Origin of the sequence: Microbacterium testaceum, assembly GCF_020781835.1 — a bacterium.
Taxonomy (GTDB): Bacteria; Actinomycetota; Actinomycetes; order Actinomycetales; family Microbacteriaceae; genus Microbacterium; species Microbacterium testaceum_H.
In genome coordinates, this window is sequence record NZ_JAJGNJ010000005.1 from 129,867 (window position 1) to 155,483 (window position 25,617).

Below are 25,617 nucleotides of genomic sequence, written 5' to 3' on the forward strand. Positions count from 1 at the left end.
TGAGACAATGGGGAGGATGCCGATCGACACGCCCTCCCACCTCCCGCCCGTCCTCCGGCCGGAGCACCCGCCGCGCCGTGACCTGTCGGAGCTGGCGCGCCGTTTCGGCGAGCGCAGCATCGGCGACGTCGAGGGCACCGTCCTCACGGGTATCACGCTGGCCACCGCGGATCTGCGTCCCGGCGAGGCGTTCGTCGCCATCCGTGGTGTGAACCGCCACGGCGCGGAGTTCGCCGCGACCGCCGCCGAACGCGGAGCCGTGGCGGTGGTCACCGACGAGGCCGGCGCCGACATCGCCGCCGCCGCCGGGCTTCCCATCGTCGTCGTCGCCGACCCGCGGGCCCTCCTCGGCGACCTCTCCGCGTGGGTGTACGGCACCGGTGCCGACGACGACCTCCCCCAGCTTCTGGCGACGACCGGCACGAACGGCAAGACCAGCGTGTCGCACCTGCTCGAGGGCATCCTCGGCCAGCTGGGGGTCGTCACGGGCCTGTCCTCCACGGCCGAGCGCCACATCGCCGGCGAGGTGATCGTGTCACGGCTGACCACGCCCGAGGCATCCGAGTTCCATGCTCTGCTCGCCCTCATGCGCGAGCGCGGCGTCGAGGCCGTGGCGGTCGAGGTGAGCGCGCAGGCGCTGACGCGACACCGTGTCGATGGCCTGCTGTTCGACGTCGCGGGCTTCACCAACCTCACCCACGACCATCTCGACGACTACGCGGACATGCGCGAGTACTTCGAGGCCAAGCTGCCGCTGTTCCGTTCGGATCGGTCTCGTCGCGGCGTCGTGTGCCTGGACTCCCCCGCGGGTGCCGAGATCGCCGCGCGGGCGGACATCCCCGTCGTGACGATCGTGACCCCCGCGATCGCCGCCCATCCGACGGCGGATGCCGACTGGACGGTCGAGATCGTCGACGAGCGCCAGGACGGCACGCAGTTCACACTCCGCGACCGCACCGGCCGCTCCTTGACCACGGTGGTCCCCGTGATCGGTCGCCACATGGCGGCGAACGCGGGTCTGGCGATCGTCATGCTGCTCGAGGCCGGGCACCCGTGGGACGAGATGGTCGCCACCCTCGACGGCGGCCGGATCGCGGCATCCCTCCCGGGCCGTACGCAGCTGGTCTCGGGCCCCGACGGTCCGGCGGTCTACGTCGACTTCGGCCACTCCCCCGACGCGTTCGAGAAGACCCTCGCCGCCGTGCGCAGGGTCACTCCGGGCAAGGTCGTCATGCTCTTCGGCGCCGACGGAGACCGCGACGCCACGAAGCGCCACGACATGGGACGCACCGCCGTCGAAGGCAGCGACATCCTCATCGTCACGGACCACCACCCGCGTCACGAGGATCCGGATGCCATCCGCGCAGTGCTCGTCGAGGGTGCCCGCCGCGCGCGTCCCGACGCCGAGATCCACGAGTTCACGCCGCCGGAGCGCGCGATCCTCGAGGCCGTCACGCTCGTCGGCGAGGGCGACGCGATCCTGTGGGCCGGCCCCGGTCACCAGGACTACCGCGACATCCGTGGCGTCCGCACCCCGTACTCGGCGCGCGAGCTGTCGCGCCGGGCGTTGCGCGCCGCCGGCTGGGCCGTTCCCGAGCCGCAGTGGCCGGTGCCCTACCCGACGGATTCCACCCCGTCCTCCGACCCCGAGCGTCCGGTCGACTTCCCCGCCTGAGGGCCGGCCGCGGGCGGGCCGCTGACCTTCTGCGGCCCGTGCGGCGCCCTGCGCCCGCTCGTCGGGGCGCTCACGACTCCGGCGACATCGACACCATGCCGATGCCTGGGCGCGCGACGCTCCCTCCGCAGGGGTCGTGCGCGGCGGCATGCGGCGCGCGACCGCCGGGTGCGAGCCGTCAGAGCGCGGCGATGACGGCGTCGGAGGTGCGCCGGGCCCAGGACTCGGCCTCGGCGAGCGACTCCCGCGTGAGAGCGTCGGGGGCCTCGTGGCGCTCCACCACGCGCTCGATCACGTCGACGATGCCCAGGAAGCCCAGCCGCCCGTCGTGGAAGGCCTCAACGGCCTGTTCGTTCGCGGCGTTGAACACCGCCGGATAGGTGCCGCCCGCGCGACCGACTCGCTTGGCCAGGGCGACCGAACCGAACGCCTCCTCATCGAGGGGCTCGAACGTCCACTGCGTCGCGCGCGTCCAGTCCAGCGGCGCGCCGACGCCGGCGATCCGGTGCGGCCAGTCCAGTCCGAGAGAGATCGGCAGGCGCATGTCCGGCGGCGAGGCCTGCGCGATCGTCGAACCGTCGAGGAATTCGACCATGGAGTGCACGATGGACTGCGGGTGGACGACGACGTCGATGTGCTCGTACGGCACGTCGAACAGCAGGTGCGCCTCGATCACCTCGAGCCCCTTGTTCACCAGGGTCGCCGAGTTCGTCGTGACGACGCGTCCCATGTCCCAGGTCGGGTGGGCGAGCGCCTGAGCGGGGCTCACATCGGCCAGCTCGGCGCGCGAGCGTCCGCGGAACGGGCCTCCGGATGCCGTGAGCACGAGCCGTCGGACCTCGCCCGGCTCGCCCGAGCGCAGGGCCTGTGCGATGGCCGAGTGCTCGGAGTCGACGGGGACGATCTGCCCGGGCGCGGCCAGGTCGGTGACCAGGTCGCCGCCGACGATCAGCGACTCCTTGTTGGCCAGGGCGAGCGTGCGCCCCTCCTCGAGGGCCGCGAGCGTCGGGCCGAGCCCCACCGAGCCGGTGATGCCGTTGAGCACCACGTCGGCGGGGACATCGCGCACGAGCTGCTCGGCCTCGACGGCGCCGAGGGCGATGTCGTCGACGCCGAACTCCTCCGCCTGCGCCTCGACGCCGGATCGGTCGCTTCCGGCCGCCAGACCCACGACCTCGAACCGGTCGGGATGGGCCCGGATGACGTCGAGCGCCTGGGTGCCGATGGAGCCGGTGGAGCCGAGGATGACGACGCGACGCATCCGATCAGACTACTGAGCGGATGCCTCCGCGTGCTGGACGCCGAGGATGTCCACGACGAACACCAGCGGGGCGTTGGCCGGGATGTCTCCCTGGCCCGCCTCGCCGTATCCGTCGGAGGCCGGCATCACCACGACGACCTGGGAGCCCACGGTCTGCCCCTCCAGTGCCTTGCGGAAGCCCGGGACCACGCCGGTGGTGGCGAACTGCGCGGGCTCGCCGCGCTCCCAGCTGGAGTCGAACACCGTGCCGTCGTCGTACAGCGCACCGGTGTACTGCACGATGACCTGGTCACCGGGGTTGACGACGTCGCCGTCGCCCTGACGGAGGTTCTCGACCCGCGTCTCGGTCGGGGCCGGAGCATCGGGCATCGTGATCGTGGGGGCGCCCGCGTCGTCGAAGGTCACAGTGGGCATGCCCTCGGCCGGGGCGACCTCGGTGCCCTCGGCGCGGGTGGGGAGCTCCTCGATCGCGTCGGCGACGAGGACGAACGCCGGCGACCCCTCGCCGAGCGCACCGGCGGGGAACGCCGAGACGGTGCGGGAGCCGATGGTCGCGCACTCGAGGGCCGCGCCGAAGATCTGCTGCGACGAGATCAGGGTGTCCATGCCGGCGGGCGCGGTGGTCTGCGTCTCGAGCTGGACCTCGCCCGTGCTGGCGTCCACGAGCGTGAAGTTGGCGCGCAGGACGTCGCCGGCGCGGACCTGATCCCCGGATCCCTCGACGAGGGTGGTGCGCTCGAGCCCCTCCGGCGCGTAGCCGTCGGGCAGCGTCACATCGACCTTGCCCTGGAAGTCGCCCGAGACCTTCACGTCGCCGGACACCTCACCCTGCGACAGCGCGCTCTGGCACTGTCCCGCGTCGGCCGAGCCACTGGCATCCGGGGTCGGGCTCTCGTCCGAGGAACCGGTGCACCCGGCCAGGAGCAGCACTGCGGCGGCGGCGACGGACAGGGAAGCGATCGGGCGGATGCGCACGGGAGACCTCTCGGAGACGACGGGGATTCGCCCTATCATCCCCCATCCTGCTTTGGTGCCGCTGGGAGCCCCATGCGCGAGGGCGCATGCGGCGCACAGTAGCCTCGTCGAGTGAGTTCCGACGAACCGGACGGCACCCCCACCGTCCCACCGAAGCAGATGGGCGCGGCATACGGCCTCGGGCGCTTCTTCATCGCCCCGCTCGCGCGCGCCGTCTACCGTCCCCGCGTCGAGGGGCGCGACAACGTCCCGCGAACGGGCCCGGTGATCTTCGCCAGCAACCATCTGTCGTTCATCGACTCGGTCGCCATCCCCGTCGCCTCCCCCCGGCCGGTGCACTTCCTCGCCAAGTCGGAGTACTTCGAGAAGTGGGCCTCGCGGCAGTTCTTCACCGCGATCGGGGCCATCCCCGTCGAACGCGGCGCGGGTCAGGCGGCGCTGGACGCGCTCGACCAGCAGCGTGCCCTCCTCGAGGACGGTCGCGCCGTGGCGCTGTACCCGGAGGGCACGCGCTCCCTCGACGGACGCCTCTACAAGGGCCGCACGGGCGTCGCCTTCCTCGCCCTGCAGACCGGAGCCCCGGTCGTGCCGGTCGGTCTCATCGGCACCGACAAGGTCATGCCGGTCGGGGCCAAGGTGCCCACGACGAAGGAGCGCATCACCGTTCGGTTCGGCGAGCCCCTCGACCTCTCGCCGCACGGCGCGGCCTCTTCGGGCCGTGCGCGCCGCGGGGCCACCGACGAGATCATGGCCGCCATCCACGCCCTCAGCGAGCAGGAGCTCGCGAACGCGTACAACGAGGTCCCGGCGCAGAACCCGATCGAGCGCATCAAGCAGGTCCTGCCGCACGAACGCATCTGATCGGGCGGCCTTGACGCGGAGGCTCGCGGCGAGCAGGGTCTGAAGGGGCGGGCCCGAACCCGCCGCAGCCACGACGAGGAGGCACCGTGAAGAAATTCGTGAACGACCCGGCCGATGTGCTGGCGGAGGCTCTGCGCGGCATCCACGCCGCCCACCCCGACCTCCGCATCGACACCGAGAACCGCGTCATCCTGCGGGGCGAGCCCACACCGTCCGGCAAGGTCGCCCTCGTCTCCGGAGGGGGCTCCGGCCACGAGCCGATGCACGGCGGATTCGTCGGGCGCGGCATGCTCGATGCCGCGGCCGCGGGCGAGGTGTTCACCTCCCCCACCCCCGACCAGGTGCTCGCGGCCACGCAGGCGGTGGACTCCGGCGCGGGCGTGCTGCACATCGTGAAGAACTACACCGGTGATGTGCTGAACTTCGAGATGGCCGCAGAACTCGCCGTCGACGACGGCGTGCGGGTCGAGTCGGTGGTCGTCGCCGACGACGTCGCCGTGCAGGACTCCACGTGGACGGCCGGGCGTCGCGGCACGGGGACCACCGTCATCCTCGAGAAGATCGTGGGGGCTCTCGCCGAAGAGGGTGCCGATCTGGATGCCGTCGCGGCGCTGGCCCGCCGGGTGGCCGAGGCGGGGCGTTCGATGGGCGTCGCCCTGACCAGCTGCACGGTGCCCGCCGTCGGCCACCCCACCTTCGAGCTGCCCGACGATGAGATGGAGGTGGGGGTCGGCATCCATGGCGAGCCCGGCCGCACGCGCGTCACGCTCGCCACGGCTCACGAGATCGCGAAGATGATGGTCGACCCGATCGTGCACGACTTCGGCGAGCCCGTCGGCGACGCCATCGTGCTGCTCTCGGGCCTGGGCGGCACGCCGCTCATCGAGCAGTACCTCCTCTACGGCGAGATCGCGCCGCTGCTCGCGGAGGCCGGAGTCCAGGTGCAGCGCGTGCTCATCGGCGACTACATCACCAGCCTCGACATGGCGGGCGCGTCCCTCACCGTCGTGAAGGCCGACGAGGAGTTCCTGCGCCTGTGGGACGCGCCGGTGGTCACCCCGGGTCTGCGGTGGGGCGCATGAGCGGCGCCGTGTCTACCGACGACCTCGTCGCCTGGATCCGGGCGTTCCGGGATGCCGTGCAGCAGCACCGCGACGAGTTGACGGCCCTGGACTCGGCGATCGGCGACGCCGACCACGGCTCCAACATGGCCCGCGGGCTCGACGCCGTCGTCGCCAAGCTCGAGACGCCCCCGGCCTCGCCCGCCGAACTGTTCAAGACCGTGGGCATGACCCTGGTGTCGTCGGTCGGCGGAGCCAGCGGCCCGCTGTACGGGACGTTCTTCCTGCGGATGGGTCCGGCCCTGTCGGATGAGGCGGATGCCGCCTCGCTCGGCGCGGCACTGCGGGCCGGCGCCGAGGGGGTCGTCGCCCGCGGCAAGGCCGAGCCCGGTGACAAGACGATGATCGACGCGCAGCTGCCCGCCCTGGCCGCGTGGGACGACGCGGTCGCCGCGGGAGAGGACGCCGCCGGAGCGGCTGCGGCCGCCGCCCGGGCCGCCGCGCAGGGACGCGACGCCACCGAGCCCCTCGTCGCCCGCAAGGGCCGGGCGAGCTACCTGGGTGAGCGCAGCGCGGGGCACATCGACCCGGGGGCGGCCTCGTCGGCGCTGCTCTTCCAGGCTCTGAGCGACACGCTGGCGGCGCGCGGGTGATCGGCATCGTCGCGGTCTCGCACAGTCGTCCGCTCGCCGAGGCCGCCGTCGATCTTGCTTTGCGGATGGGCGGCGAGAATCCGCCCACCGTGTGCGTGGCCGCCGGCGGTCCGGACGGCGACCTGGGGACGGATGCCACGGCCATCGCCGAAGCCCTGGACGCGGCGGACTCCGGTGACGGTGTGCTGGTGCTGATGGATCTGGGGTCGGCCCTCCTGAGCGCGGAGATGGCGCTGGAGTTCGCGGTCGCGCCCGACCGCGTCGTGCTCAGCCCGGCGCCGTTCGTGGAGGGACTCGTCAGCGCCGTCGTGACGGCGGCCGGCGGTGCGCCCCTCGCCGCCGTCGCCGTCGAGGTCGCCGGAGCGGCGGATGCCAAGCGCGTCCAGCTGGGTGCGCCGCACAGCGCCGAGCCCCCGGCGGCGGACCCCGTGGACGCCGCGGAGACCGGGCAGGACGGCGCGTTCGAGACGACAGTCGTCAACCCGTCGGGGTTGCACGCGCGTCCGGCCGCCACGTTCGTCAAGGCCGCCTCGCGATACGACGCCGATGTCCGGATCGCCGATCTGGGCAGCACGTCGGCTCCCGTCTCGGCGCGGAGTCTGCTCGCCCTCATGGCGCTCGGCATCCGCCAGGGCGCGCGCGTGCGCGTGAGCGCTTCGGGTCCTCAGGCGCGGGAAGCCCTCGAAGAGCTGCGCACGCTCATCGACGACGGCTTCGGCGAGGTGTGAGGCCGCCTCAGCGCGTGACGCCGAGCAGGCGCCGGGCCAGCGCCTCCTCCACGACGAGCTCGGTGACGAGCCCCGCGGCCAGAGCGCCGCGCAGCGCATCGAGCTTCGACAGACTGGACACGACGCAGAATCGGCGCGGGATGCGCCGCACAGTGTCGAGGTCGGGTCCGCTGGAGCGGGCGTTCAGCTCTGTGATGTCGCACGACCCGTCCACGCGATAGAACACCGTCGCGCAGTCGCCCACGACACCCTCCCGCTCGATGATCGCGCGGTCGCGTTCGTCGAAGTAGTCGCCGCTGTAGACGTGCGAGGGGACGTCGGCGTGCGGGGACCCGAGACCGAAGACGAACAGGCCCACGCGCTGCTGGATCTCCAAGACGGACCGCACCGACCGCTCGCGCCACATCGCTTGCTTGGTGCGCGGATCGTCGAAGAGGGCCGGCACCGGGAATTGGTGCACCGAGGAGGACCAGGCCGCACCCAGGCGCGAGAGGATCTCGCCCGCGTAGGGGATGCCGGAGGTCCGCAGGTTCGCGGCACCGTTCATCTGCACGATGTGGGTGTCGTGGACGTCCTTGGAGGGAACGTGACGGGCGATGGCGGACAGGGTCGATCCCCAGGCGATCCCGATGGTCATCGACGACTCGATGCGCTCGGCGAGGATGCGCGCCGCCGTGAGCGCCGTGCGCTCGAGTCGTTCGGCCTCGGAGGTTCGCGCGGGAGTCGGCACCACGTGCGCGGTGATGCCGAACCGATCGGCGATCCGCTGCGCCATCTGGCCGCGCGCGTCGTCCGGGGGGTTGATCGAGATCGAGACCAGCCCGACGTCGCGCGCGTGCTGCAGCAATCGCGAGACGGAGGACCGGGAGACGCGCATCTCGTGGGCGATGGCATCCATCGTGAGGTCCTGCATGTAGTAGAGCTGCGCCGCGCGCAACGCGTCTCGTGAGCGCTCTTCCGCCTGGGTCGTCATGCCCGCCCTTCCCTCGGTTGCCCATTCTGCACGTTTGTTCAAGGGGCTTGCAACAACGTGCAGACGCGCGCATCCTTTTGGGCGTACACCAACGAAAGGTCGCAGTCGACATGTCGTCCCCCTCTTCTTCGCTCCGCGCCGACGTCCAGGCGCTCCGTGACGCCGAAGACCTCGACGTCCTCATCATCGGAGGGGGCATCAACGGCATCGCCACCCTCCGCGACCTGGCCCTGCAGGGCGTGAAGGTCGCGCTGGTCGAGCGCGGCGACTTCGTCTCGGGAGCCTCGTCGGCCTCGAGCCACATGGTGCACGGAGGCATCCGCTACCTCGAGAACGGCGAGTTCCGGCTCGTGAAGGAGGCGGTCACCGAGCGCAACGATCTGCTCAAGACCGCCCCGCACTACGTCAAGCCCCTCAAGACCACCATCCCGATCTACAAGACGTTCTCCGGCATCCTGTCGGCACCGTTCCGTCTGCTCGTCACGCACGGGCGCGGCAAGCCCAACGAGCGCGGCGCCCTGCTGATCAAGGTCGGCCTCATCATGTACGACACCTTCTCGCGCGACGGCGGCACGGTGCCGCGGCACACCTTCCTCGGCAAGAAGAAGTCCCTCGCCGAGCTCCCGCAGTTGAACCCCGACCTGGCCTACACCGCGACGTACTTCGATGCGTCGATGCACGACCCCGAGCGCATCGCCCTCGACGTCCTGCACGACGGCATCCTCGCCGGGGGCGGCCGCACGCAGGCGGTCAACTACGTCTCCGCCGTCGGGGCCGACGAGAACGGCGTGCGCGTGCGGGACGAAGTGTCCGGCGAGGAGTTCTCGGTCAAGGCCAAGGTCATCCTGAACACCTCCGGCCCCTGGACCGACCTCACCAACGGCGCCATGGGCCTGCCGACGCAGTTCATGGGCGGCACCAAGGGCTCCCACATCGTGCTCGACAACCCCGAGCTCCTGGCGGCGACGGGCGGGCGCGAGATCTTCTTCGAGCACTCCGACGGTCGCATCGTCCTCATCTACCCGCTCAAGGACCGCGTCCTGGTCGGCACCACCGACATCGACGCGGACCCGTCGACGCCCGTCGTGTGCACGGACGACGAGATCGAGTACTTCTTCGACCTCATCGGACACGTGTTCCCGACGGTGGCCGTGGACCGCTCGCAGATCGTGTACACGTTCTCCGGCATCCGTCCCCTTCCTCGCCACGACGACACCGCTCCCGGGTTCGTCTCGCGCGACTACCGCATCGTCGAGGACGAGATCGGCGGCACCCCGGCGATGAGCCTGGTCGGCGGCAAGTGGACGACGTTCCGCGCCCTCGCCGAGCACCTCAGCATGAAGACGCTGCAGAAGCTGCGCCGGCCCCACCGCGTGAGCACCCAGGGTCTGCCGATCGGCGGCGGCAAGGGCTTCCCGTCCACGCCGGAGGAGCGTCGCCGGTGGGTGTCCGCCCGCACGAATGCTCACTCGCCGGCCCTCGTGGATGCCATGCTCGAGCGTTACGGCACGCGCGCGGACGCGATCCTGGACGTCCTGCCGGCCGAACCGACCGCCCTCGAGCACGCTCCCGGCTACTACCGCGAGGAGCTGGTCTGGATCGCCGAGAACGAGCAGGTCGTCCACCTGATCGACGTGCTTCTGCGACGCACCCACCTGGCTTTCGTCGGCAGGATGACCGAGCGCACGTTGCGCGAGGTGGCCGAGACGGTCGCGGGTCCGCTCGGCTGGGATGCGGCGCGGATCGACGACGAGATCGCGCGCACGACCGAGGCGCTGCGCACGGCGCACCGGGTGGATCTGGCCGAGGCCGGGGTCGCCCGAATCTGAGAGAACGTGCGGGCGCGCCGTCTGTTGCGCGCCCGCACCGCGGTCATACATTCGGAACACCGAGCCGCGAAACGCCCGAGCCGATGGAGGCCGGGTAAGACAGAAAGGTCGATGACGACATGCAAGAAGTGAATCTGGGGCTGTACTTCCTCTCGGAGGTGGTCGGCACCGCCATGCTGATCCTGTTGGGTTGCGGCGTGGTCGCCAACGTGGCGCTGGCCAAGACCAAGGGCAATGCCGGTGGATTCCTGATGGTGAACTGGGGGTGGGGTCTCGCCGTCTTCGCCGGTGTCATCGTCTCCGCGTACTCCGGCGCCCAGCTGAACCCCGCCGTCTCCATCGGGCTCCTCGTCCACGGCGACATCACGATCGCTCAGTTCTTCGTGGCCATCGCGGCGCAGCTCGTGGGTGCCATCGTGGGTGCGATCCTCGCCTGGGCCTCCTACAAGCAGCACTTCGACGACGAGCCCGACCCGGCCGCCAAACTGGGCGTCTTCTCGACCGGCCCCGCGATCCGCTCGTACGGGTTCAACTTCCTCACCGAGGTCATCGCGACCTTCGTCCTGGTGCTGGTCATCTTCGGTTTCCGTGACTACGGCGTCGCCGACATCGGCGTCCCCGGTGGCCTCGGCGGCCTGTCGGCCGTCCCCGTGGCGCTCCTGGTGGTCGGTATCGGCGCCTCGCTCGGTGGTCCCACCGGCTACGCCATCAACCCCGCCCGTGACCTGGGGCCCCGCATCGCCCACGCGATCCTGCCCATCAAGGGCAAGGGTTCGAGCGACTGGGGCTATTCGTGGGTGCCGGTCGCCGGCCCGCTCGTCGGCGGTGCCCTGGCGGGGCTTCTGGCTCCCGTCCTCCTCGGTTTCGTCGCGGCGTGACCGCTCGCGGGGGTGTCGCCGACGGCACCCCCGCTCATCCTCTCCTCCGAATCCCTTTCCTCTACTGACAAAGGAGTCCATTCATGGCCGACTACGTCCTCGCCATCGACCAGGGCACGACCTCGACGCGCGCGATGATCTTCAACAAGTCCGGCGGCGTCGTGTCCGTCGGGCAGAAGGAACACGAGCAGATCTTCCCGAAGGCCGGGTGGGTCGAGCACGACCCGCTCGAGATCTGGCGCAACACCCAGGAAGTCATCGGTCTGGCCCTGAGCCGCGCCGACATCACCCGCCACGACATCGCCGCGGTCGGCATCACCAACCAGCGCGAGACCGCGGTGGTCTGGGACAAGAACACCGGCAAGCCCGTCTACAACGCCATCGTCTGGCAAGACACCCGTACGCAGTCGATCGTCGACCGCTTGGCCGACGGCGACGTCGAGCGCTACAAGAGCATCGTGGGTCTGCCGCTCGCGACCTACTTCTCGGGCACCAAGATCGTGTGGATCCTCGAGAACGTCGACGGCGCGCGCAAGAAGGCCGAGTCGGGCGATCTGATCTTCGGCACCACCGACACGTGGGTGCTGTGGAACCTCACCGGCGGCATCGACGGCGGCGTGCACGCGACCGACGTCACCAACGCCAGCCGCACACTCTTCATGGACCTCGAGACGCTGGAGTGGCGCGACGACATCCTCGCCGACTTCGGTGTGCCGCGGTCGATGATGCCCGAGATCCGCTCCTCCTCCGAGGTGTACGGCACGGTGGAGTCCTCGTCCCTCCTGCGCGAAACCCCCGTCGCGGGCATCCTCGGCGACCAGCAGGCCGCGACCTTCGGTCAGGCCGCGTTCGATCCCGGCGAGAGCAAGAACACCTACGGAACGGGCAACTTCCTCATCTTCCAGACCGGTGAGGAGATCGTCCACTCCAAGAACGGTCTGCTGACCACGCTCGGCTACAAGCTCGGAGACGAGCCGGCTCGCTACGCTCTCGAAGGGTCGATCGCCGTCACGGGTTCGCTCATCCAGTGGCTGCGCGACCAGCTCGGCATCATCTCCTCGGCGCCCGAGGTGGAAGCCCTCGCCCGCACCGTCGACGACAACGGCGGCGTGTACTTCGTGCCGGCGTTCTCGGGCCTGTTCGCGCCCTACTGGCGTCCCGACGCCCGCGGCGCGATCGTCGGCATGACGCGCTTCGTCAACAAGGGCCACATCGCCCGCGCCGCTCTCGAGGCCACGGCCTTCCAGACGCGCGAGGTGCTCGAGGCCGTCAACGCCGACTCGGGCGTCGACCTCACCGAGCTCAAGGTCGACGGTGGTATGACCGCCAACGACGAGCTCATGCAGTTCCAGGCCGACATCCTCGGTGTGCCCGTGGTCCGTCCGGTCGTCGCGGAGACCACCGCGCTGGGCGCCGCCTACGCCGCCGGCCTCGCGGTGGGCTTCTGGGACAACCTCGACGACCTGCGCGCCAATTGGCAGGAGGACAAGCGCTGGGAGCCCGACATGGACCCCGCCGAGCGCGAGCGCGAGCTGCGCCTGTGGAAGAAGGCCGTCACCAAGTCGATGGACTGGGTCGACGAGGACGTGCGCTGAACGCTGCCCCCTCAGCGGAACCCCGTCGGCGTGGCCGGCGGGGTTCCGTCGTCCCCGGGGTCTGCGGCATCCGGATGCCGGGACTCAGCGTGCGGGTCTGGGGTACGCCGCCCGCACGGCGTCGGACTGCAGGTAGTCCGAGACGCCGATGAGCAGGATCGCGAAGAGGATCTGCTCGGTGACGACCCAGAACGGGTAGAGGCCCGGGATGGCCGCGAGCACCAGCGCCACGACCGGGAAGATGCGGCTGAACAGCTGCAGGCGCCGGAACGCCCAGTACCAGCCCGCCCGCGCGCGCCACAGGAAGTAGAACAGGGTGGTCGTGATCCCGAGCACGACGAGACACCGCATCCACACCGCGAAACCGACGTCGTCCCCCGCCGCCGCCATGACCGCCGCGATCACGATCGTGGCCACTCCGAGCAGGAACCCCGCCGCGAGCAGGATCGTCACGGCGCGGAACGCGCGACGCACGCGGGGGTCCTCGGAGGCCGGGACGCGGTGGCCGGCCTGACGTCCTCCGGCGAGACGGTCCAGGCGTCGCAGCGCGGGCTCGATGTGCATGCGCTCACTGTACGACGCGGCGGCGCGCGCGGCAGCGTCAGGCGGCGGTGACCACCGGCTCGTGGCGCACGGGGAAGTTCACCGAGTTCGCGATGAAGCACCACTCGCGCGCCTGGCGGTGCGCCGCGACGGCCGCCTCGACCATGGACTCCTCCGCGACGACGACGCGCGGGCGCAGCAGGACGTCGGTGAACGCTCCCCCGCCCTTGCCGTCCTCGACCATCGTGCCGGTCGCCTCGTCTCTGTAGGAGACGACGGTCACGCCGGTCGTCACGCACGCGTGCAGGTACGACAGGAGGTGACATTCGCTCAAGGCACCCAGCAGCAGCTCCTCGGGGTTCCATTTCGCCGGGTCGCCGCGGAACGGCTTGTCGGCCGAGGCCTCGACGAGCGGTTTGCCCTCGACCTCGAGCGAGACCGATCGGTCGTAGTCGCGGTACCCGCTCGTCCCGGTCCCGCGATCGCCGGTCCACGTCGCCCGCAGGCGGTACTGGTGCTCTCCGATCATGTCTCCATCCTGCCCCCTCGGCGGCACCCGGGGCCCGCCGGATACGATGGACGGATGCCTGCAACGTCCCCGGATGCCGTCGAACTCGCCGTCGTCGAACGCAGCGGATTCATCGAGTCGCGCCATCACGGTGTCGCCGTCGTCCTCTCCCCCGACGGTTCGGAACACCTCGCTCTGGGCGATCCCGGAGCGCCGTTCCTCCCGCGCTCGAGCATGAAGCCGCTTCAGGCCCTGGCGTGCCTGTCGGCGGGTGCCGACCTCGCCGGTGAACGCCTCGCGCTGTCGATGGCGAGCCACTGCGGCACCGATCGGCATGTCGAGGTGGCCCGTGGCATCCTGCAGTCCGCCGGTCTCACCGAGGACGACCTGGGATGCCCTGCGGCGTGGCCGAGCGACACGCAGACGCGCGACGAGCTCGTGCGCGATCACGGGGCGCCTTCCCCCCTGCGCATGAACTGCTCCGGCAAGCACGCCGCGATGCTCCTCACCTGCGTGACGAACGGCTGGTCCACGGCGGACTACCTCGACCTGCAGCACCCGCTGCAGGTGCACATCCGCGAGGTCATCGAGCGGCTCGTCGGTGAGCGCATCACCACGACGGCGATCGATGGGTGCGGCGCTCCGGTCTACGCCATGAGCCTCACCGGGCTCGCCCGAGCGATCCAGCGGATCGCGACATCGTCGGAGCGGTCGCCGTTCGCACTCCACCGCAGCGCCGGCGCGCTCGTCCGCGCGGTCCGCGAGAACCCGTGGACGATCGACGGACCGGGCCGTCCCGACACCGTCGTCATCGAGCGTCTCGGCGTCTTCGCCAAGATGGGCGCCGAGGGCGTGCAGGTCATGACCGCCCCCGACGGCACGACGGTCGCCCTGAAGATGCTCGACGGATCCAACCGTGCCGCGCACGCCGTCGCCCTCCGGCTCCTGGAGCGCGCGGGTGCACTGGAGGCGGGCCAGGTCGCCGACGCTCTGTCCGCGCTCCCGCTGACCGTCCTCGGCGGAGGCCAGCAGGTCGGCGTCATCCGCGCCGCACTCTGAGCCGTCCGAGGATCCCCGGGCCGATCGACCTGCGTGGTGCCGTTCAGATGCCGCCGTCGACCGACCGCGGGTACGCGATCGGCTCCTCCGGCACGAGCACCTCGGTGTCGCGGTTGAGGCTCTCGCCGCGGAAGAAGGGCTTCGAGCGGGGGAACAGGTACCACAGCACCATCAGCACGACGCCGATCGCGAGAGAGCCGATTCCCAGCACGAAGGTCCCGCCGATGCCGAACAGGACCGTGTAGCCGTATTCGGGGTCGTACATGTCGATGGCGGACTGCACGAACGCGTACGTGAGCATGAGGGCACCGAGAAGGGGCAGGATCCCGCGGTACAGCAGGTTCTTCCCCGACGTGAACAGCTCGCGTCGGAAGTACCAGACGCACGCGTACCCGGTGATGGCGTAGTAGAACGCGATCGCCAGACCGAGCGACAGGATGGAGTCCTGCAGGATGTTGTCGCTGATGAGCGTCATCCCGATGTAGTACACGCTGGCGACGATGCCCATGACGAGCGTCGAGAACGACGGCGTCTGGAAGCGCGGGTGAACGGTGCTGAACCGCTTCGGGAGAGCCTTGTACGCGGCCATCGCCAGCGTCCCACGGGCGGTGGGGAGGATCGTCGTCTGCGTCGACGAGACCGCGGAGATCAGCACCGCCACGACGAGGATCCAGCCGAACGGGCCGAACAGCCCATCCTTCAGGGCCAGGAACACGTCATCGGCGTTGTCGATGTTGGCCAGGCCCGTCCCGTCTTCGCCGACGCCGGCGTACATCATCGCCGCCACCGTCACAGACACGTACGTGCCCAGGAGGATGACCGTGGTCAGCAGCGCCGCTCGACCGGGGATGCGCTTGGGGTCCTTCGTCTCCTCGTTCAGTGCCAGGCACGTGTCCCACCCCCAGTAGATGAACAGGGCGAGCAGGACCGCCTCGGTGAAACCGCTCCAGTCGGTGAACCCGAAGGGGTTGAACCATACCAGGTCGAACGGCGTCGGGTTGGGGGCCGTCCCGTCGAAGAACTTCCACAGCGCCACGAGCACGAACAGCGCCAGGACCAGGTACTGAACGCCGAGGAGGATGTTCTGGATGCGCTCGCCGATCTCGACGCCCCGATAGCTGACGTAGGTCATGGCGGCGATGAAGGCGACACCGGTCGCGGTGACCAGCGGCACGTTCTCCGCCAGCGACCCGTCGCCCACGAGGGTCCACAGGTAGATGCCGGCGATCTGGGCGAGGTTGGCCAGCACGACCATTCCGGCCACAGCGACGCCCCATCCGCCCAGCCAGCCCACCCAGGGCCCGAACGCTTTGGTCCCCCAGGTGAACGTCGTACCGCAGTCGGGCACGTCGTTGTTCAGCTCGCGGTACGCGAAGGCGATGAACAGCATCGGGATGAAGGCGATGATGAACGCGATGGGTGCCGAGGCGCCGACGGCGAGGACGACGAAACCGAGGGTGGCCACGAGGGAGTACACCGGGGCGGTGGAGGCCAGACCGATGACGGTCGAGCCCCAGAGGCCGAGGGTTCCGGCGGCCAGGCCCTTGCCGGCCGTCCGTTCGGGTGCGGAGGTCATCTGCTGAACGTAGAAGTCCGGATGCCTCCGGGTCAAGCACTGCGGGTCAGGCGGCGTGGCGGGCGACGTCGAGCACGACGATCGTGATGTTGTCGCGGCCGCCGTTCTCGAGGGCCGCAGCCATCATCGCCTCCACCGCGTCCGACGGGTCGGGGTTTGCCTCGAGAAAGTGCCGGATGCCGAAATCGGTGAGCTCCTTCGTCAGCCCGTCCGAGCAGATGACGAAGCGGTCGCCGTCGAGCACCTCGAGGCGCAGGTAATCCGGCTTGACGCTGTCGCTCGGGCCGACCGCCCGGGTGATGACGTTGCCGTAGGGGTGGTTCTCGGCCTCTTCGGGGCTCAACCGCCCGGCCGCGATGAGTTCCTGCACCACGGAGTGGTCGGTGGTGATCTGGACGATCTCGTCGTCGCGCAGCAGGTACACGCGGGAGTCGCCGATGTTGAGGGTCACCCAGTGCGGCTCGTCCCCGGCGGCTTCGAGGTAGAGGCCCGTGAGGGTCGTCCCCGTCCCCTCGTCGGTGGTCTCGGGGTGAGAGACGATGTCCTTCACCGCGCGGGCCAGCGCCTTCTCGATGTTCTTGGGCGACACCGCGCCGCTTTCCACGACGGCGCGGAGGCGATCGACGGTGCTCGCGCTGGCGATCTCGCCACCGAGGTGTCCCCCCATGCCGTCGGCGACGACGAACAGCGGGTACTCGGCCAGGAGCGCATCCTGATTGACCTCGCGGCGCTTGCCGGTGTCGGTCGTCGCCGCCCACGAGAGGTCGAGCTTTCCGCCCGCCACGGGAACGGTGCGCGTGTGCGTGGTCACCTCGGGCACGAACAGATCCTCCGGTTGGCCGACATCTTCGCCGGCGGAAGCGCGCGGCCCTGTCATCCTAGTCGACGCGCGGACCGCGCCCGGGATGCCGAAGGCGCGGCGTCGCCCGGGACGGCGACGAGCTCCCCGCCGTGCGAGGAGCTCGTCGTGAACGCTCAGACCTGCGGCCCCGCGGGAGGCGGGGGCGTCGGACCTGCCGGGGGCGGCGTCGTCCCGGCGGCCGGCGGCGTCTGCGGCGGGTCGTAGGGCTGTGCGGGCGGAGCGTACCCACCGGTGGGCGCTCCGTACCCTCCGGCGGGCGGGGCCTGCACCTGCTGACCGGGCTGCACGGGCACGCCGTTCCACACCGTCTTGTCGGCGAGGAACGAATTCGCCCAGGGAGCGGGCTGGATGTGGGGATTCCACGGTGACGAGCCGAAGGCGAGGATGCCGAGCCAGATGAAGTAGCCGACGCCCGGAATGAGCCAGAGCAGAAGGTACGGCCAGTCTTTGCCGAACTTCAGCCCGAGGCGGTAACCGAACATGACGGCGGCGGCGACACCGAGCAACCCGATGAGCCACCCGATGATCGGGATGTTAACCAGCAGTCCGGAGATCACCACGGCACCGAGGTAGACCCACGGAGAGAGGTCACCCAGCTTCGCCGCGATGAGCATGTTGTACACGGGAACCCACGCGCGCCACTTCCCCTGCACGCCCGCCTTCTCGAACACCTTCATCAGCAGGAAGGCCCCGATGACGTATCCGGCGAGGACGAAGATCAGCAGGATGGGGAGGAGGAAGAGGAAGAACGCGAAAGCCGCGAAGCCGCTGCCGTCGTCGTAGTAATACGAGCCACCCATGGTGATTCCTTTCCATGCGAGTGAGCGAAGGACCTCGAGCGCCCCGCGCGACTCACATGCTAGCGAAGCTGAGTGTTCGCTGAAAGACCGGCAGGGAAATCAGACGACGAGCGCGAGCTCGCCATCGCCGGTGTCTCGCACCTGGAAGCCCGAACCTGCCGCCCAAGCGAGCAGATCGTCCAAGGACCGCACGACTGCCGCCGTCTCCGCGAGGGCCCGCGTGAACTCGCCCTTCGCTTTCTTGTTGAAGTGGTTCAGCGCACGTGCGGCGCCGTCCGCTCCTTCAGTGATCACGCGCACATAGACGCCGGCGACGTCGACGGGCACGGGGCCCAGCGCCGCGTACGCCTCCGAACGGAGATCCACGACGAACTCCGGCCGCGCATCGCGGATCGCCCCCGTCACGGCATCCGCCCACACCTTCCGTAGGGACGGGAGCCCGGGGAGCGAGGTCGTCGCCGCGAGCCGGTACATCGGGATGGCATCGAGCGCTCCGACCGGGCCCAACGGCGCCGAGTGGATCAGGACGTGTGCGCCGAGCCACTCCCGTGACTCCGGGCGGAGCGTCCCGGCGTCGAGAGCGTCGAAGAGCACTCCCGTGTACCGATCGATCGCGGGAAGCGTCGGCGCCGATCGCAGCGCGGCGTTGTCGGCGACCTCGTGACGGCGACGTGCGCCGAGTTTGAGCACACGAACGGATGCCTCCTCGTCCGCGCTGAGCGCCACGAGCGCGTCCACCACCCGGTCGCGCGGTCCGCGCAAGGGCGGCAGGGCGAGCGCACCCAGATCCAGCGGCGCGCCGTGACCGCCGGGACGTTTGGTCTCGGAAGGGGGCAGGAGAACGAGCATGCGACCTCGGGGGGGGACGAACGACGCGCGCCGCCCGGCGAACCGGACGACGCGCGTCGTGGAGAAGAAGGCGTCAGGAGACGAGGGCCGCGTGACCGGCGACGATCGTCAGCTCATCGTCCGCCATCGAGAGGAAGCCGTCCTGCGCGTTCGCGAGGATCTTGTTCCCATCGACGCCGGTGATGCGCACCTCACCCTGGGCGAGGATGGCGAGCACCGGCTCGTGGCCCTGCATGATGCCGATCTCGCCCTCGACCGTCTTGGCGACGACGAGCGACGCCTCTCCGGTCCAGACCTCGGCGTCGGCCGAGACGAGGTTCACGCGCAGCGGCATGTCAGCCGTTCTCCTTCTGGATCTGCGCCCACTTGGCTTCCACGTCGGCGATACCACCGACGTTGAAGAACGCCTGCTCGGCCACGTGGTCGAAGTCGCCCTTGACGATCGCGTCGAAGGACTCGATCGTCTCCTTGATCGGGACCGTGGAGCCCTCGACACCGGTGAACTTCTTCGCCATGTAGGTGTTCTGCGAGAGGAACTGCTGGATACGACGCGCACGCGACACGACGATCTTGTCTTCCTCGGAGAGCTCGTCGACACCGAGGATCGCGATGATCTCCTGCAGTTCCTTGTTCTTCTGCAGGATCTGCTTCACGGCGGTGGCGACGCGGTAGTGGTCGGCACCGATGTACCGCGGGTCGAGGATGCGGCTCGTGGAGCTGAGCGGGTCGACGGCGGGGTACAGACCCTTCGACGCGATCTCACGCGAGAGCTCGGTCGTGGCATCCAGGTGGGCGAACGTCGTCGCCGGAGCCGGGTCGGTGTAGTCGTCGGCGGGGACGTAGATCGCCTGCAGCGACGTGATCGAGTGACCACGCGTGGAGGTGATGCGCTCCTGGAGCACACCCATCTCGTCGGCGAGGTTGGGCTGGTAGCCCACGGCGGAGGGCATGCGGCCGAGCAGCGTCGACACCTCGGAACCGGCCTGCGTGAAGCGGAAGATGTTGTCGATGAACAGCAGCACGTCCTGCTTCTGCACGTCGCGGAAGTACTCCGCCATCGTCAGCGCCGAAAGGGCCACGCGAAGACGCGTCCCCGGCGGCTCGTCCATCTGGCCGAACACGAGCGCCGTCTTGTCGAAGACGCCCGCCTCCTCCATCTCGTGGATGAGGTCGTTACCCTCACGGGTGCGCTCGCCGACACCGGCGAACACCGAGACACCACCGTGGTCCTGCGCGACGCGCTGGATCATCTCCTGGATGAGGACGGTCTTGCCGACACCGGCGCCACCGAACAGACCGATCTTTCCACCCTGGACGTAGGGGGTCAGGAGGTCGATGACCTTGATGCCCGTTTCGAACATCTGGGTCTTGGACTCGAGCTGGTCGAAGCTCGGCGCCTTGCGGTGGATACCCCAGCGCTCGGTGACCTCGATCGTCTCGCCCGGGGCGCCGTTGAGCACCTCGCCCGTGACGTCGAACACCTTCCCCTTGGTGACATCGCCGACGGGGACCGAGATCGGGCCGCCGGTGTCACGCACCTCCTGGCCGCGGACGATGCCGTCCGTGGGCTTCAGGGCGATCGCGCGAACGAGGTCGTCACCGAGGTGCTGAGCGACCTCGAGCGTGATCTCGGTCGACTCGTCACCGATGGTGATCGTGGTCTTCAGCGCGTTGTAGATCTCGGGGATCGCGTCGTGCGGGAACTCGATGTCGACGACGGGCCCGGTGACACGCGCGACGCGGCCGACGACAGCCGCGTCGGTCTTCTCGGCGGTGAGGCTCATGGCTTCTTCTCTCCTTGGGAACTTACTTGCCGGATGCCAGGGCATCGGCGCCGCCGACGATCTCGGCGATCTGCTGCGTGATCTCCGCCTGACGCGCGTTGTTGCGCAGGCGGGTGTAGTCGGTGATGAGCTTGTCGGCGTTGTCGCTGGCCGACTTCATGGCCTTCTGCGTCGCGGCGTGCTTGGCCGCCGACGACTGGAGAAGAGCGTTGAAGATGCGGCTCTGCACGTACACCGGCAGGAGCGCGTCCAGGACGGTCTCCGCGTCGGGCTCGAACTCGTAGAGCGGGTAGAGCTCCGCGTGCGCGGGCGCCTCGTCGGCCTCGAGCACCTCGAGCGGCAGCAGACGAACCGACTCGGGCGACTGCGTCATCATGCTGACGAAGCGGTTGTACACGAGGTAGATCTCGTCGACGCCCTCGTTCTCTCCCCCGGCACGGTAGGCCTCGAGAACCGCATCCGAGATCTCCTCGGCGGTGGAGAACTGCGGAGTGTCGGTGTCACCCGTCCACTGCGCGGCGCTCGCCATCCGGCGGAACTGGAAGTAACCGACGGACTTGCGTCCGACGAGGTAGAACACGACCTCCTTGCCCTGCGTCCGCAGGAGCTCCGCCAGCTCCAGACCCTCGCGGAGGATCTGAGAGTTGAACGCGCCGGCGAGGCCGCGGTCGGAGGTGAAGATCACCACGGCCGAACGGCGGATGTTCTCGCGCTCGGTCGTGAGCGGGTGGTCGATCGAGGAGTGCGTGGCCACCGCGGAGACGGCGCTCGTCACAGCCCGCGCGAAGGGCGATGCCGCGCGCACACGCGCCATCGCCTTCTGGATGCGCGAGGCCGCGATGAGCTCCATCGCCTTCGTGATCTTCTTGGTCGTCTGAGCAGAACTGATCTTCTGCTTGTAGACCCGCAGTTGTGCGCCCATGATTCCGTTCTCGTGTCGTCGCTGTTAGCGACGGCCCTTGACGATTCGCTCCTGGTTGACGTCGTCGGCCTCGGCCGCGTCGACGTGCTCGGCCCCGACGACACCCTCGTCAGCACCCGGCTGGAATTCGAGGATGAACTCGTCGATCTTCTTGTCGAGCTCCGCCACCGTGTCGTCACCCAGCACGTTGGTCTCGCGCAGCGTGTCGAGAACCGTGGAGTTGCGACGGAGGTAGTCCAGCAGCTCGCGCTCGAAGCGCAGCACGTCGGAAACCTCGATGGTGTCCAGCTTGCCGTTGGTACCGGCCCAGATCGAGACGACCTGCTCCTCCACCGGGTACGGCGAGTACTGCGGCTGCTTGAGGAGCTCGGTCAGGCGCGCACCACGGGCGAGCTGACGACGCGAGGCGGCGTCGAGATCGCTCGCGAACATCGCGAACGCCTCGAGCGAGCGGTACTGCGCGAGCTCGAGCTTCAGCGTGCCCGAGACCTTCTTGATCGACTTCACCTGAGCGTCGCCACCCACGCGAGACACCGAGATACCCACGTCGACAGCGGGGCGCTGGTTGGCGTTGAACAGGTCGGACTGGAGGAAGATCTGGCCGTCGGTGATGGAGATCACGTTGGTCGGGATGTACGCCGAGACGTCGTTCGCCTTGGTCTCGATGATCGGAAGACCCGTCATCGAGCCGGCGCCGAGCTCGTCGGACAGCTTCGCGCAACGCTCGAGCAGACGCGAGTGGAGGTAGAAGACGTCACCGGGGTACGCCTCGCGGCCCGGCGGACGACGCAGGAGGAGGGACACGGCGCGGTAGGCCTCGGCCTGCTTCGACAGGTCGTCGAAGATGATCAGGACGTGCTTGCCGCCGTACATCCAGTGCTGACCGATCGCCGAACCCGTGTAGGGGGCGAGGTACTTGAAACCGGCCGGGTCGGACGCGGGAGCGGCGACGATCGTCGTGTACTCCATCGCGCCGGCGTCCTCGAGAGCGCCCTTGACCGAGGCGATCGTCGAACCCTTCTGGCCGATGGCGACGTAGATGCAGCGAACCTGCTTGTTGACGTCGCCGGACTCCCAGTTGGCCTTCTGGTTGATGATCGTGTCGATCGCGATCGCCGTCTTGCCCGTCTGGCGGTCACCGATGATCAGCTGACGCTGACCACGGCCGACGGGGATCATCGCGTCGATGGCCTTGATGCCGGTCTGCAGCGGCTCGTGCACGCTCTTGCGCTGCATGACGCCGGGCGCCTGCAGCTCGAGGGCACGACGCCCCTCGGTCGCGATCTCGCCGAGACCGTCGATCGGGTTGCCGAGCGGGTCGACGACACGGCCGAGGTAGCCGTCGCCGACGCCCACCGAGAGGACCTCGCCCGTGCGCGTGACGCTCTGGCCCTCTTCGATGCCGGAGAATTCGCCGAGGACGACGACGCCGATCTCGTGCTCGTCGAGGTTCTGAGCCAGACCCAGGGTGCCGTTCGCGAAGCGGATGAGTTCGTTCGCCATGACGCCGGGCAGTCCCTCGACGTGGGCGATGCCGTCGGCCGCGTCGACGACATGGCCGACCTCGGTCGCACCCGCGCCCGTCGGCTCGTAGGCGTTGACGAAGTCCTTCAGCGCGTCACGGATGACGTCGGGGCTGATAGAGAGTTCTGCCATTGTCTTCCTTCGTTCGTGGGGCGCGAGCCCCCAGATCTCCACCCGCTCGGGCGGCAAAGTCTTAGCCTGCGATGCGCTGGCGCAGGTCGGCGAGACGTGAGGACACGCTCGCGTCGATGACGTCGTCGGCGACCTGCACGCGCAGTCCGCCGACCACCGTCGGGTCGATGACGGTGTTCAGGACGACCGCGGATCCGTAACGCGCGCTGAGCGCGTTCTGGAGACGGGTCTGCTGCTCGGGCTGCAGCGGCGCCGCCGCGTACACGGTCGCCACGATGCTGGAGCGCTGATCGGCGACGATCGCCGAGGCCCGGCGCAGCAGCGCGCGGACGCGGCGTCCGTGCGCGTTCAGCACGAGCGAAGAGACGATGAGCGCGGTCGCGGCGCTCGTGCGCCCGTCGAGAAGCGTCGACACGAGCGACGCCTTCGCGGACGAGTCACCCAGACGTGCACCCAGAGCCAGCTCGAGTTCGCCGTTCGACGCGACCGTCCGGGAGAACTGGAACAGCTCACCCTCGATGTCGACGGACGAGTCCGCGACGGCCGCGGCGCGGACGGCGAGTTCTTCGAGTCCGTCCACGAACTCCGATGCAGACGACCAGCGCTGCTGGGCCGCACCCCGCAAGAGGGCGACGGTCGCTTCGCGGTACGTGGAGCCGAAGACGGCCGACACCAGCGCGGCGCGCGCCGACGCCGGCGCCGACGGGTCGGACAGCGCGCCTCTCAGCTGCGCCGATCCGCGCACGGCGCCGACGGCCGCGAACAGCTCGCGGGCGACGTCGAAATCGACACCGGACGCCGCGGTGAGCGCCTCCGCCGTCGCGGTCCGCGCCTGAGTGGTCGCGCTGCCCATTACTGCGCCGCCTTCTCGGATGCCTCGAGCTCGGCGAGGAAGCGGTCGACAACAGCCTGAGCCTTCGCGTCGTCGGAGAGCGTCTCACCGATCACGTTGCCGGCCAGGTCGACCGCGAGGGTTCCGACCTCGGCACGCAGCGAGACCAGAGCGGTCTGACGCTCGGCTTCGATCTGCGTGTGCGCGGCAGCGGTGACTCGTGCCGCCTCGGCGGCCGCGGTCTCCTTGGCCTCGAGAACGATCTTGCGACCGTCTTCGCGCGCGGCTTCGCGGATCTCGCCGGCTTCCTTGCGGGCCGCGGCGAGCTGAGCGGTGTACTCCTCGAGCGCGGCCTCGGCCTTGCGCTGAGCCTCATCGGCCTTGGCGATGTTGCCCTCGATGGCCGTGCTGCGCTTGTCGAGCACCGCGCCGATGCGCGGGAGCGCGTAGAACCACACGACCGCCGCGATGATGACGAAGCAGACCAGCGACCAGGTGATGTCGTAGACGGCCGGCAGAAGCGGGTTCCCGCTGCTGTGGCCCTCTTCGGCAGCGACCGTGACAAGAGCGTTAAGCATCCTGTCTCCTTACTCGTGGATCGGGCGGATCAGAGCGCGCCGAAGATGAAGGGCGTGGCGATGCCGATCAGCGCGAGGATCTCGATGAAGGCGACACCGATGAACATGGTGGTCTGCAGGCGACCGGCGAGCTCGGGCTGACGGGCGGTCGACTCGATGGTCTTGCCGATCATGATGCCGAGACCGATGGCCGGGCCGATGGCAGCGAGACCGTAGCCCACGGTCGCGATGTTGCCCGTGACCTGAGCGAGAATCGTCGTTGCGTCCACTGAGGGTTTCCTTTCGTTGGGCGAACAGCCGGTCGGCTGCCCGTCAGTGCTCTTCCGCCACCGCGAGCTGGATGTAGACCGCGGTGAGGATGGTGAAGACGTAGGCCTGCAGGAGCGCGACGAACACCTCGAAGAGAGTGAACGCGAGCCCGAGCGTGAGGGTTCCTGCCGCCAGCGGGGTCAGCCAGTTGAAGCTGAAGAAGAAGAAGTTGGTCGCCGAGAAGAACAGCACCAGCATGAGGTGGCCGACGATCATGTTCAGCAGGAGTCGCAGGAACAGCGACACCGGCCGGGCGATGAAGACCGAGATCAACTCGACGATCGCGATGATCGGCACGAGGTAGACGGGAACGCCGCTGGGAACGAGCGAGTTCTTCAGGAAGTGGCCGAACCCGTGGCGCCGGATACCGGCGTAGACGAACGCGACGTACGCCGTGAGGGCGAACACCAGCGGGGCGCCCGCGACCGAGGTTCCCGGAATGTTCAGGAACGGGATCACACCGGTGAGGTTGAGCGCGAGGATCGTGAGGAACATCGCCGTGAGCAGCGGCAGGAAGCGCTTGCCGTCTTTCTCGCCGAGCACCTGGAAGGCGATCTGCTCGCGGATGAACCCGAACCCGAGCTCGATGACGCTCTGGAAGCGTCCGGGCACGACGGTCAGACGACGCGTGCCGAGCACGATGATCAAGACCATGACCGCCGTCGCGAGCAGCTGCACCAGAGTGATGCGCGTGATCGCGAAGGGCGTGCCTGCGAACAGCAGCTCGGGCGGGAAGAAGTCCGAGATGGAGGGCGGGGAGAAGTAGGGCGCGTCAGCAGCGTGCGCGATCGTATTCGCCTGAGTCAACGGGGTGGCTCCAGCTTCTCGAACCGGGATGAAGCGGTTCGGG

At 69.3% G+C, this 25,617-nt stretch carries 26 protein-coding genes; 9 read left to right on the forward strand and 17 right to left on the reverse strand.

Annotated features, from left to right (window positions below):
• Positions 1 to 16 precede the first annotated feature (16 nt).
• Positions 17 to 1,675, forward strand: a complete 1,659-nt coding sequence (locus tag LL239_RS09120) for a Mur ligase family protein (RefSeq protein ID WP_228163121.1) — start codon at positions 17 to 19, stop codon at positions 1,673 to 1,675.
• Positions 1,676 to 1,853: 178 nt separating this feature from the next.
• On the opposite strand, the gene dxr is transcribed toward LL239_RS09120, so the two are convergent.
• Both dxr and LL239_RS09130 read right to left on the reverse strand, forming a co-directional pair.
• Positions 1,854 to 2,936 (reverse strand): 1-deoxy-D-xylulose-5-phosphate reductoisomerase, encoded by a 1,083-nt coding sequence (gene dxr / locus LL239_RS09125; RefSeq protein ID WP_228163122.1) that lies wholly within the window; start codon positions 2,934 to 2,936, stop codon positions 1,854 to 1,856.
• A gap of 9 nt (positions 2,937 to 2,945) precedes the next feature.
• Positions 2,946 to 3,950, reverse strand: a complete 1,005-nt coding sequence (locus LL239_RS09130) for an FKBP-type peptidyl-prolyl cis-trans isomerase (RefSeq protein WP_228163123.1) — start codon at positions 3,948 to 3,950, stop codon at positions 2,946 to 2,948.
• A 120-nt stretch (positions 3,951 to 4,070) separates the two neighbouring features.
• Between LL239_RS09130 and LL239_RS09135 the strand changes: the two genes are divergently transcribed.
• The 4 genes from LL239_RS09135 (at position 4,071) to LL239_RS09150 (ending at position 7,214) form a co-directional block, all read left to right on the forward strand.
• A complete protein-coding gene (locus LL239_RS09135) occupies positions 4,071 to 4,772 on the forward strand; it encodes a lysophospholipid acyltransferase family protein (protein ID WP_228163273.1) in 702 nt (233 codons plus the stop codon).
• Positions 4,773 to 4,858: 86 nt separating this feature from the next.
• Positions 4,859 to 5,854 (forward strand): dihydroxyacetone kinase subunit DhaK, encoded by a 996-nt coding sequence (dhaK, locus tag LL239_RS09140; protein WP_228163124.1) that lies wholly within the window; start codon positions 4,859 to 4,861, stop codon positions 5,852 to 5,854.
• Positions 5,851 to 6,486: a dihydroxyacetone kinase subunit DhaL gene (gene dhaL, locus LL239_RS09145; RefSeq protein WP_228163125.1), complete on the forward strand. Its 636-nt coding sequence runs from the start codon at positions 5,851 to 5,853 to the stop codon at positions 6,484 to 6,486. The genes dhaK and dhaL overlap by 4 nt, the downstream gene beginning before the upstream one ends.
• Positions 6,483 to 7,214: an HPr family phosphocarrier protein gene (locus tag LL239_RS09150; protein WP_228163126.1), complete on the forward strand. Its 732-nt coding sequence runs from the start codon at positions 6,483 to 6,485 to the stop codon at positions 7,212 to 7,214. The genes dhaL and LL239_RS09150 overlap by 4 nt, the downstream gene beginning before the upstream one ends.
• A 7-nt stretch (positions 7,215 to 7,221) precedes the next feature.
• Here the strand turns inward: LL239_RS09150 and LL239_RS09155 are convergent, their stop codons facing one another.
• Positions 7,222 to 8,187: a sugar-binding transcriptional regulator gene (locus LL239_RS09155; protein ID WP_228163127.1), complete on the reverse strand. Its 966-nt coding sequence runs from the start codon at positions 8,185 to 8,187 to the stop codon at positions 7,222 to 7,224.
• A 110-nt stretch (positions 8,188 to 8,297) separates the two neighbouring features.
• Between LL239_RS09155 and LL239_RS09160 the strand changes: the two genes are divergently transcribed.
• From LL239_RS09160 to glpK, 3 genes are all read left to right on the forward strand, one after another.
• Positions 8,298 to 10,016, forward strand: a complete 1,719-nt coding sequence (locus tag LL239_RS09160; protein ID WP_228163128.1) for a glycerol-3-phosphate dehydrogenase/oxidase — start codon at positions 8,298 to 8,300, stop codon at positions 10,014 to 10,016.
• A gap of 119 nt (positions 10,017 to 10,135) precedes the next feature.
• Positions 10,136 to 10,894 carry an MIP/aquaporin family protein gene (locus tag LL239_RS09165; RefSeq protein ID WP_228163129.1) on the forward strand — a complete coding sequence of 253 codons (759 nt, stop codon included), beginning with the start codon at positions 10,136 to 10,138 and terminating at the stop codon, positions 10,892 to 10,894.
• 83 nt (positions 10,895 to 10,977) lie between these two features.
• The gene (gene glpK, locus LL239_RS09170; protein WP_228163130.1) at positions 10,978 to 12,489 is read left to right on the forward strand and encodes a glycerol kinase GlpK; all 1,512 of its coding nucleotides are present in this window, start codon (positions 10,978 to 10,980) and stop codon (positions 12,487 to 12,489) included.
• 84 nt (positions 12,490 to 12,573) lie between these two features.
• On the opposite strand, the gene LL239_RS09175 is transcribed toward glpK, so the two are convergent.
• Positions 12,574 to 13,053 carry a hypothetical protein gene (locus tag LL239_RS09175; RefSeq protein WP_228163131.1) on the reverse strand — a complete coding sequence of 160 codons (480 nt, stop codon included), beginning with the start codon at positions 13,051 to 13,053 and terminating at the stop codon, positions 12,574 to 12,576.
• Between the two features lie 37 nt (positions 13,054 to 13,090).
• Positions 13,091 to 13,561, reverse strand: a complete 471-nt coding sequence (locus LL239_RS09180) for an OsmC family protein (protein ID WP_228163132.1) — start codon at positions 13,559 to 13,561, stop codon at positions 13,091 to 13,093.
• A 54-nt stretch (positions 13,562 to 13,615) separates the two neighbouring features.
• Here LL239_RS09180 and LL239_RS09185 point away from each other — a divergent pair, with 54 nt between their 5' ends.
• Complete coding sequence (locus LL239_RS09185) at positions 13,616 to 14,599, forward strand: asparaginase (protein WP_228163133.1); 984 nt, start codon at positions 13,616 to 13,618, stop codon at positions 14,597 to 14,599.
• A gap of 43 nt (positions 14,600 to 14,642) precedes the next feature.
• On the opposite strand, the gene LL239_RS09190 is transcribed toward LL239_RS09185, so the two are convergent.
• The 12 genes from LL239_RS09190 to atpB all read right to left on the reverse strand — a co-directional run bounded on the left by LL239_RS09190 (position 14,643) and on the right by atpB (position 25,574).
• Positions 14,643 to 16,175 (reverse strand): APC family permease, encoded by a 1,533-nt coding sequence (locus LL239_RS09190; RefSeq protein WP_228163134.1) that lies wholly within the window; start codon positions 16,173 to 16,175, stop codon positions 14,643 to 14,645.
• A gap of 46 nt (positions 16,176 to 16,221) precedes the next feature.
• Complete coding sequence (locus tag LL239_RS09195) at positions 16,222 to 16,995, reverse strand: PP2C family protein-serine/threonine phosphatase (protein ID WP_228163135.1); 774 nt, start codon at positions 16,993 to 16,995, stop codon at positions 16,222 to 16,224.
• A 155-nt stretch (positions 16,996 to 17,150) separates the two neighbouring features.
• Positions 17,151 to 17,837: a large exoprotein gene (locus tag LL239_RS09200; RefSeq protein ID WP_228163136.1), complete on the reverse strand. Its 687-nt coding sequence runs from the start codon at positions 17,835 to 17,837 to the stop codon at positions 17,151 to 17,153.
• A 99-nt stretch (positions 17,838 to 17,936) separates the two neighbouring features.
• Complete coding sequence (locus tag LL239_RS09205) at positions 17,937 to 18,686, reverse strand: YaaA family protein (RefSeq protein WP_228163137.1); 750 nt, start codon at positions 18,684 to 18,686, stop codon at positions 17,937 to 17,939.
• 73 nt (positions 18,687 to 18,759) lie between these two features.
• Positions 18,760 to 19,020 (reverse strand): F0F1 ATP synthase subunit epsilon, encoded by a 261-nt coding sequence (locus LL239_RS09210; RefSeq protein ID WP_228163138.1) that lies wholly within the window; start codon positions 19,018 to 19,020, stop codon positions 18,760 to 18,762.
• Between the two features lies 1 nt (position 19,021).
• Entirely contained in the window at positions 19,022 to 20,470 is a 1,449-nt protein-coding gene (atpD, locus tag LL239_RS09215; RefSeq protein WP_228163139.1) for a F0F1 ATP synthase subunit beta, read from the reverse strand.
• 22 nt (positions 20,471 to 20,492) lie between these two features.
• Positions 20,493 to 21,392 carry a F0F1 ATP synthase subunit gamma gene (locus LL239_RS09220; RefSeq protein WP_228163140.1) on the reverse strand — a complete coding sequence of 300 codons (900 nt, stop codon included), beginning with the start codon at positions 21,390 to 21,392 and terminating at the stop codon, positions 20,493 to 20,495.
• A gap of 24 nt (positions 21,393 to 21,416) precedes the next feature.
• Entirely contained in the window at positions 21,417 to 23,048 is a 1,632-nt protein-coding gene (gene atpA, locus LL239_RS09225; protein WP_228163141.1) for a F0F1 ATP synthase subunit alpha, read from the reverse strand.
• Positions 23,049 to 23,109: 61 nt separating this feature from the next.
• A complete protein-coding gene (locus tag LL239_RS09230; RefSeq protein WP_228163142.1) occupies positions 23,110 to 23,901 on the reverse strand; it encodes a F0F1 ATP synthase subunit delta in 792 nt (263 codons plus the stop codon).
• Entirely contained in the window at positions 23,901 to 24,458 is a 558-nt protein-coding gene (locus tag LL239_RS09235) for a F0F1 ATP synthase subunit B (RefSeq protein WP_228163143.1), read from the reverse strand. The genes LL239_RS09230 and LL239_RS09235 overlap by 1 nt, the downstream gene beginning before the upstream one ends.
• Positions 24,459 to 24,487: 29 nt before the next feature.
• Positions 24,488 to 24,727 carry a F0F1 ATP synthase subunit C gene (gene atpE, locus LL239_RS09240; protein WP_055834851.1) on the reverse strand — a complete coding sequence of 80 codons (240 nt, stop codon included), beginning with the start codon at positions 24,725 to 24,727 and terminating at the stop codon, positions 24,488 to 24,490.
• Positions 24,728 to 24,770: 43 nt separating this feature from the next.
• Complete coding sequence (gene atpB, locus LL239_RS09245) at positions 24,771 to 25,574, reverse strand: F0F1 ATP synthase subunit A (RefSeq protein WP_228163144.1); 804 nt, start codon at positions 25,572 to 25,574, stop codon at positions 24,771 to 24,773.
• Positions 25,575 to 25,617 lie beyond the last annotated feature (43 nt).

Excerpts from the sequence above, each read along its gene's own strand:
- LL239_RS09210 (WP_228163138.1), bottom strand. The coding sequence starts at position 19,020 with ATGCCGCTGCGCGTGAACCTCGTCTCGGCCGACGCCGAGGTCTGGACC.
- LL239_RS09135 (WP_228163273.1), top strand. The coding sequence starts at position 4,071 with ATGGGCGCGGCATACGGCCTCGGGCGCTTCTTCATCGCCCCGCTCGCG.
- LL239_RS09175 (WP_228163131.1), bottom strand. The coding sequence starts at position 13,053 with ATGCACATCGAGCCCGCGCTGCGACGCCTGGACCGTCTCGCCGGAGGA.
- LL239_RS09130 (WP_228163123.1), bottom strand. The coding sequence starts at position 3,950 with ATGATAGGGCGAATCCCCGTCGTCTCCGAGAGGTCTCCCGTGCGCATC.
- LL239_RS09190 (WP_228163134.1), bottom strand. The coding sequence starts at position 16,175 with ATGACCTCCGCACCCGAACGGACGGCCGGCAAGGGCCTGGCCGCCGGA.
- atpD (WP_228163139.1), bottom strand. The coding sequence starts at position 20,470 with ATGAGCCTCACCGCCGAGAAGACCGACGCGGCTGTCGTCGGCCGCGTC.
- dxr (WP_228163122.1), bottom strand. The coding sequence starts at position 2,936 with ATGCGTCGCGTCGTCATCCTCGGCTCCACCGGCTCCATCGGCACCCAG.
- LL239_RS09160 (WP_228163128.1), top strand. The coding sequence starts at position 8,298 with ATGTCGTCCCCCTCTTCTTCGCTCCGCGCCGACGTCCAGGCGCTCCGT.
- atpA (WP_228163141.1), bottom strand. The coding sequence starts at position 23,048 with ATGGCAGAACTCTCTATCAGCCCCGACGTCATCCGTGACGCGCTGAAG.
- LL239_RS09185 (WP_228163133.1), top strand. The coding sequence starts at position 13,616 with ATGCCTGCAACGTCCCCGGATGCCGTCGAACTCGCCGTCGTCGAACGC.
- LL239_RS09165 (WP_228163129.1), top strand. The coding sequence starts at position 10,136 with ATGCAAGAAGTGAATCTGGGGCTGTACTTCCTCTCGGAGGTGGTCGGC.
- LL239_RS09205 (WP_228163137.1), bottom strand. The coding sequence starts at position 18,686 with ATGCTCGTTCTCCTGCCCCCTTCCGAGACCAAACGTCCCGGCGGTCAC.
- LL239_RS09235 (WP_228163143.1), bottom strand. The coding sequence starts at position 24,458 with ATGCTTAACGCTCTTGTCACGGTCGCTGCCGAAGAGGGCCACAGCAGC.
- dhaL (WP_228163125.1), top strand. The coding sequence starts at position 5,851 with ATGAGCGGCGCCGTGTCTACCGACGACCTCGTCGCCTGGATCCGGGCG.
- LL239_RS09220 (WP_228163140.1), bottom strand. The coding sequence starts at position 21,392 with ATGGGCGCACAACTGCGGGTCTACAAGCAGAAGATCAGTTCTGCTCAG.
- LL239_RS09230 (WP_228163142.1), bottom strand. The coding sequence starts at position 23,901 with ATGGGCAGCGCGACCACTCAGGCGCGGACCGCGACGGCGGAGGCGCTC.
- LL239_RS09155 (WP_228163127.1), bottom strand. The coding sequence starts at position 8,187 with ATGACGACCCAGGCGGAAGAGCGCTCACGAGACGCGTTGCGCGCGGCG.
- LL239_RS09120 (WP_228163121.1), top strand. The coding sequence starts at position 17 with ATGCCGATCGACACGCCCTCCCACCTCCCGCCCGTCCTCCGGCCGGAG.
- LL239_RS09180 (WP_228163132.1), bottom strand. The coding sequence starts at position 13,561 with ATGATCGGAGAGCACCAGTACCGCCTGCGGGCGACGTGGACCGGCGAT.
- glpK (WP_228163130.1), top strand. The coding sequence starts at position 10,978 with ATGGCCGACTACGTCCTCGCCATCGACCAGGGCACGACCTCGACGCGC.
- LL239_RS09200 (WP_228163136.1), bottom strand. The coding sequence starts at position 17,837 with ATGGGTGGCTCGTATTACTACGACGACGGCAGCGGCTTCGCGGCTTTC.